The organism is Streptomyces calidiresistens (genome assembly GCF_014141525.1).
GTDB classification, from domain to species: domain Bacteria; phylum Actinomycetota; class Actinomycetes; order Streptomycetales; family Streptomycetaceae; genus Streptomyces; species Streptomyces calidiresistens.
The window spans coordinates 1-1,326 of record NZ_VKHS01001124.1 but is presented as its reverse complement, the minus strand read 5'-3'; the positions used below and the strand labels follow the sequence as shown (position 1 = coordinate 1,326).

1 protein-coding gene is annotated in these 1,326 nt (G+C 77.1%); it reads left to right on the top strand.

Annotated features, from left to right (window positions below):
- Positions 1-27: 27 nt before the first annotated feature.
- The coding region (locus FOE67_RS25860; RefSeq protein WP_323385536.1) for a sensor histidine kinase at positions 28-1,326 on the top strand (1,299 nt) is incomplete at its 3' end.

Genomic DNA, 1,326 nt, shown 5'->3' with positions numbered 1-1,326 from the left:
TATAAGAGAAAGCCCGGCGCCCCGGCGATCGCCGCCGGCGGCAGCCGCCGGATCGGGCGCCGTTTCCACCCCCGGGACCACCCCCGCCTGATGGGCGGACTCCCCGCCGTGGTGGCCCTCGTCGTCACCCTGGTGTTCTCGGCGAGCGCCCTGCACCACCCCAAGGGCGGGGAGGAGATCGGCTTCCGGGCCCTGCCGCCGCACACGGTGCTGCTCGCGGTCCTCGCCTGCGCGGCGCTGGTCGTGCGGAGCCGGCGCCCGTGCACCGTGCTCGCCCTCACCGTGTTCCTCGCGCTCGTCGAGTGGTCGCTCACCGTCGCGTGGCTGCCGGTCGAGCAGCGCAACAACGCCATGGCCATCGTTGTGGTGGTCGCCCTCTTCTCGGTCGCGGCGGGGAACGACCGCCTCGCCGCCCGGCGGGCCGTGGCGCTCGCCCTGCCCGTGCTGCTCGCCGGCGCCCTGCTGCTGGGCCCCCGCCCCTGGTACGCCGCCGAGAACTTCGCGGTCCTGGCCTGGGGGCTGGTGGCGGTGGCGGCCGGGGAGGCGGTGCGCAGCCGTCGTGCGGTGCTCGGGGCCATTCGTGAGAGGGCCGAGCGGGCGGAGCGCACCCGGGAGGAGGAGGCCCGCCGGCGGGTGGCGGAGGAGCGGCTGCGGATCGCCCGCGAGTTGCACGACGTGGTCGCCCACACCATCGCGCTGATCACCGTGCAGGCCGGGGTCGCCTCGCACCTGATGGACAGCAGGCCCGACCGGGCCCGCGAGGCCCTGGCCCACGTGCGGGAGGCCGGTCGGCGGGCCCTGACCGAATTGAGCGAGACGGTCGAGGTGTTGCGCCAGCCCGACGAACCCTCCGCACCCACCCGACCGGCGGCCGGCTCCGCCGACCTCGACGAACTGATCGAGGATTTCGCCCGCACCGGGATGCGGGTGTCGGTGGAGCGTCCACGGCCGGGGCCGCCCCTGCCGGCGGCGGTCGATCTGGCCGTCCACCGGGTGGTGCGCGAGGCGCTGACCAATGTTCACAAGCACGCCGGGCCGACCGCCCGGGCGACGGTGCGGCTCTCCCGGTCGGGGACCCCCGGGGAGCCCCGGCTGACCATCGAGGTCCTCGACGAGGGACCGCCGGGACCCGGCGGCGAAACGGCGGGGGTGCCGGGGGCCGATGCCGTCCCGCGCGTGTCCGGAACGGGCGGGCACGGGTTGACCGGGATGCGCGAGCGCGCGGCGGCCCTCGGCGGCACCTGCGCGACCGGCCCCCGCCCCGGGGGCGGCTTCCGGGTTCTGGTGGACCTGCCGCTGCGCCCGCCCCCGGCCGGTGGGGGCGGG